This window comes from Thiothrix sp. (assembly GCF_028714775.1).
Classification (GTDB): Bacteria; Pseudomonadota; Gammaproteobacteria; order Thiotrichales; family Thiotrichaceae; genus Thiothrix.
Map to the genome: position 1 here is coordinate 1 of NZ_JAQTLS010000058.1, position 4,827 is coordinate 4,827.

General features: G+C 49.7%; 4 protein-coding genes. All 4 read left to right on the forward strand.

The features are described 5' to 3' along the window. The first annotated feature begins 140 nt into the window (after positions 1 to 140). The gene (locus tag PHE17_RS21445) at positions 141 to 605 is read left to right on the forward strand and encodes a pilin (protein ID WP_301017968.1); all 465 of its coding nucleotides are present in this window, start codon (positions 141 to 143) and stop codon (positions 603 to 605) included. A 123-nt stretch (positions 606 to 728) separates the two neighbouring features. Next, complete coding sequence (locus tag PHE17_RS21450) at positions 729 to 2,558, forward strand: hypothetical protein (protein WP_301017969.1); 1,830 nt, start codon at positions 729 to 731, stop codon at positions 2,556 to 2,558. An 11-nt stretch (positions 2,559 to 2,569) separates the two neighbouring features. After that, positions 2,570 to 3,055 carry a GtrA family protein gene (locus PHE17_RS21455; RefSeq protein ID WP_301017970.1) on the forward strand — a complete coding sequence of 162 codons (486 nt, stop codon included), beginning with the start codon at positions 2,570 to 2,572 and terminating at the stop codon, positions 3,053 to 3,055. Further along, positions 3,052 to 4,605, forward strand: coding sequence for an NAD(P)/FAD-dependent oxidoreductase (locus tag PHE17_RS21460; RefSeq protein WP_301017971.1), 1,554 nt, complete (start codon positions 3,052 to 3,054; stop codon positions 4,603 to 4,605). The genes PHE17_RS21455 and PHE17_RS21460 overlap by 4 nt, the downstream gene beginning before the upstream one ends. Positions 4,606 to 4,827 lie beyond the last annotated feature (222 nt).

Consider the following 4,827-nt stretch of genomic DNA (forward strand, 5'->3'; position numbering starts at 1 on the left):
CATCCGGCACTCCATGCCCTGCCCTGCGCCATGCGCGGGAAGCGCGTGCAAATCCTGGCTGGCACATATTATGCTAACATCACAGACAAACACCCCAGGTGTTTTGTTGGTTTCACCAAATCTTACCGAGGAGAAAAATCATGAAACGTGTACAACAAGGCTTTACATTGATCGAACTGATGATCGTGGTGGCGATCATCGGCATTCTGGCTGCGGTGGCGTTGCCGGCTTATCAGGATTACACCAAGCGCGCCAAGATGTCTGAAGTCGTTTTGGCTGCCTCTGCATGCCGCACATCAATTACAGAAACCTACCAAGCAGGCTCTGCATCGACAATGGCAGCGAACGGATGGGGATGCGAAAGTTCAGCAGCCACATCGAAGTACGTTGCATCTATAGCTACAGATGGAAACGGGGTAATTTCCGTGACAGCCGCTAACTTTGGTGACGCTACTATTGATGGCAATGTTTTGACTCTTATTCCGGCAGATGCAACGGGAACAGCTCTTACGTATGCTCCTGGTACAGCGGTCAACCGTTGGATTTGCGGAGGAACTGGTACAACTATTCCGCTTAAGTTTTTGCCTTCCTCATGCCGCGGTTAACACGCTATTAGCGTTTGAAGGAAGGCAGCTTCGGCTGCCTTCTTGCTTTACGGTCATGATATGACAAATAATTATTTTGGAGTCCCGGCCCATAACCCATCGAGACTAATCCAGATTACCTGTTTGACATTACTATTGTTAGTCTATCTCCACCCCTATTACGGCATACGCCACGATGCCGCACTGTATTTAGGGCAGGCGCTATTAAAACTTGATCCAAACAATTTCAGCAAAGATTTGTTCTTTGCCTATGGCAGTCAGGCAAGCTTCACCATTTTTCCACCTCTGATAGCGCAGTTACTGGTTCATTTTGACGCGTCCAGTGTTTTCATGACCTTAACTGCAGTCGGTCTGTTGCTCTTTCTGGCCGCCAGCGCAAGTTTACTCGTTAAGATTTTCCCAGCACCACAATGGTATTGGGGCCTTCTTTCGCTTCTGATCTTGCCATCGGGTTACGGCGGCTACGGTGTTTTTTCTTATGCAGAACCGTTTTTTACTGGACGCTCCATTGCAGAACCCCTTGTCTTGTTTTCTGCTGCTGCATATTTTAGCCATAGACGCTGGCTAGCGAGCGTACTGTGGCTGCTAGCTGCGCTGCTACACCCCTTGCAGGCCATACCCCTGCTGCTGATTTGGTGGTGTCACCAGGTCTATGAGGATCGGCGTTGGTTGCATCTGTTGTGGTTGCCGTTGGTCATCTTGACAGTAGCAGCGCTTGGTTTTTCGCCTGTTCCAAATCTGACGGCCCGCTACGATGCTGAATGGCTGGCATGGATCAGGGAACCAAACAAGCATGTTTTTCTGACCTCGTGGGAAACCAAGAATTGGGCAAATCTCACAGCCGATGTGTTTTTGGTGTCGATGCTTTTACTGCTCTCCACTGGCGTGTTGAAGGCATTTTCACGCGCCGTGCTGTGGGCCACTTTGGTCGGCTTTGTAGTGAGCCTGCTGCTGGTAGATATCTTTCATTTCGTGCTGCCAACCGGGCTGCAACTTTGGCGAGTTCAATGGGTATTGCATTGGCTGGCCATGGCTGGCGTGCCCTTGTTGATATACCAACAATTTCAACAAGGCGGTTTCCGCTCAGTGCGTTTTTGGCTGTTGATTGGCATCATCGTGATGGGAAGTGCATCGCCCGCTTCCGGCGCAGCCCAACTTGTCGTATGGCTGTTGATTCCGCTGTACCTCAAGTGGCACTGGATAGCAGCGCGCATTGGCGCAGGTTTTCAACGGTTGATGCTGGTCGTGATACCGGTGGCATTGGGCGTGCTTCTGATCAAACATGGCTTTTTTGTTTATGGACAAGTTCAGAAAGCGGATGGACTGCGTGAGGTTATACGCCCTGAATTTGCCATTTTGGCTTATCCGCTAGTTGCTGGTGCGCTGGTGGGTGCAGGCCTGTATCTTTACCAGCGTAGTGCGCGTTGGCGTATGGCACTGACCGCCCTGCTGATCCCTGCACTGGTTGTGGCTGCAGTGCAGTGGGATCGGCGCTCTCAGTGGACGCGCTACATTGAACTTGCCCGCTACAACCCGAGGTTGTTTGGCGTTGAACTTGAGCCGGGCGCACAGGTATATTGGGCTGGCGAACTTGTGGCGCCATGGCTGATTCTGCATCGGCCGAGCTATTTCAATGGTAGCCAGGCCGCCGGCATGCTATTTAATCGTGGTAATGCGAAAGAGACCATTCTGCGAGAAAAAAATCTGAGCATTTTGGAGTTTCAGCAAAATATTTGTGAATTGATGAATGGGGTGGATAAAAATTCAGGGTCTTGTCAATTAGATATGAATGCAGTTGCAGCTATTTGTAAAAATGCAGTCGGAAAACTCGATTACCTGGTATTAAACAATAAGTTGAACATCAACCCCCTGGGTTCTTGGGCGATCAAAGGCGGACTGAAGGGTGATACACCGATCACATACAACTTGTACACATGCAAAGATTTTCACTAGGTTGAAACTTGATGAGTCAAAAAATTGCCAATATTGTCAATATCAGTTCACAACATAAAAGCCTTGGGGACGTTGCTTCAATCTTTTTTAGATGGCTACGTCGGTCAGAGTTTTTGCGATATTTTGTGGTGTCATTGATTGCATTAAGTTTGGACCTGGGTGCGTTTTCAGCAAGCCTTCGCCTCTTTGGGTTGCCATGGGTGGCAGCAGCAACGATCGGCTTTGTGGTTGGGCTGCTGGTGGCGTATATCCTGAGTGTTTGCTTTGTATTTGCGAAACGCAAACTGCGTCAGGCACCGTTGGCCGAACTGTTGGCATTTTCTTTGGTGGGACTTGGTGGGCTGGGTGTGACTCAAATAGTGTTGTGGATTGGTATTGAAAGGCTGCAAATAAACCCGGAATTGAGCAAGTTGTGTGCAGCAGGCTTCACTTTTATATTCAATTTTGTCGTGCGCAAATTGATGCTTTTTAATGCCAAAGCGGAGAATCGTGCATGATAAAAGATAAAAATCAACCCATTGTCATTATTGGTGCCGGCCCTGCGGGTTTGACGGCCGCACGCGAACTGCAGGTTGCAGGTTTTACAAAGATCACGGTGATCGAAGCAGATAACCAGGTTGGTGGCATATCGCGCACAGTCAATTACAAAGGCAACCGTATCGATATTGGCGGGCACCGTTTCTTTTCAAAATCAGACTGGGTCATGCAATGGTGGTCTGGTGTTTTGCCGGTCCAGACCAATGGGACCACCGGCACACTGAATTTGCGCTACCAGGGTCAACATCGCAAAGATTTACCCAACGTGCCCATGGCCTCGGCCAGGGATGAAGATGTCATGTTGGTCAGGAGCCGACTTTCTCGCATCTATTACAATAAGCATTTTTTTGACTATCCTCTCAAGCTCAACCTTGATGCCTTGCGTAAGTTGGGTCTGAAAAAGACCATTACTTTTGGGCTCAGTTACGTCTTTGCCAGGTTGGCTCCCATCAAGCCAGAGAAATCGTTGCAGGATTTCCTGATCAATCGCTTTGGTGACAAGCTTTATCGGCAGTTTTTCAAGGAGTACACAGAGAAGGTCTGGGGTGTGCCGTGTAATGAAATCAGTGCCGAGTGGGGTGCGCAGCGCATCAAAAGCCTGTCTATCCTGTCTGCTATCGGTCATGCGACCAAGCGGGCATTGGGTTTGGACGGCGGTACCAGCCAGACTTCCCTGATCGAGAGTTTCATCTATCCAAAATATGGGCCCGGCCAAATGTGGGAGACCGTGGCTCGCCAGTTCGTGAGCGCTGGTGGCGTTCTGGTCATGCAGGAAAAAGTGCTTGGGTTTGACATGGCAGAGGGTCGTGTCACAGCCGTATCAACCGTTGATACGGGTGGTCATGGGATCAAGTACCCATGCAATGTTGCTATCTCAACAATGCCTATCAATGAGCTGACGCAAGCACTGCCAGCCACTTGGTCACCTGCTGCTCGTGAAATTGCCAAGGGGTTGGAATATCGCGATTTCATCACGGTTGGCCTGCTGTACGACAAGTCTGCGTTAACACAGCCGTTGGAAGATAACTGGATTTACATTCAGGAACCTGGCGTGCAGGTAGGACGGGTTCAGGTGTTCAACAACTGGAGTCCGTTCATGGTGGCCAAAGCAGGGACGGTCTGGATGGGGCTGGAGTTTTTTTGTCGTGAGACTGACGACTTGTGGACTCTGAGCGATGGGGCCATGAAGGCGTTAGCTCAAAAAGAAATGCATCAGATCGGCTTGGTCAAACTGCCGCAGGCGGCAGATGCGGTGGTCATTCGGATCCCCAAAGCATATCCAGGCTATTTCGGAGCAGCCTACGCACGTTTTGGTGAATTGAGAGCCGAGTTGGACAAGATACCGAATTTGTTTCTGGTTGGGCGCAACGGTATGCATCGGTATAACAACCAGGATCATTCCATGCTGACTGCCAAGAGGGCGGTTGAGTTGATCGTGGCAGGGGAAACGCAAAAAGGCTCTATCTGGGACATCAACCTGGATGATGAGTATCACGAAGAGAAGAAATGAAACGGCCGATGGTTATGCAACAACCTACGGGGTCACTGAGTACAATCAGGTATCTTGATGGCGTTTGCCACTCAATTGGTGTTACGTACCGCACCGCGTCATCTTGTCATTCACGGGTTATGGTGTAAAATGCCATTATTAATGCAAGGTTAATTCTCGACACAAAAACCATTCTTACCGATGGGCGGATTATCCAAAGGAAGGTCTGGAAGTTACCTCGGC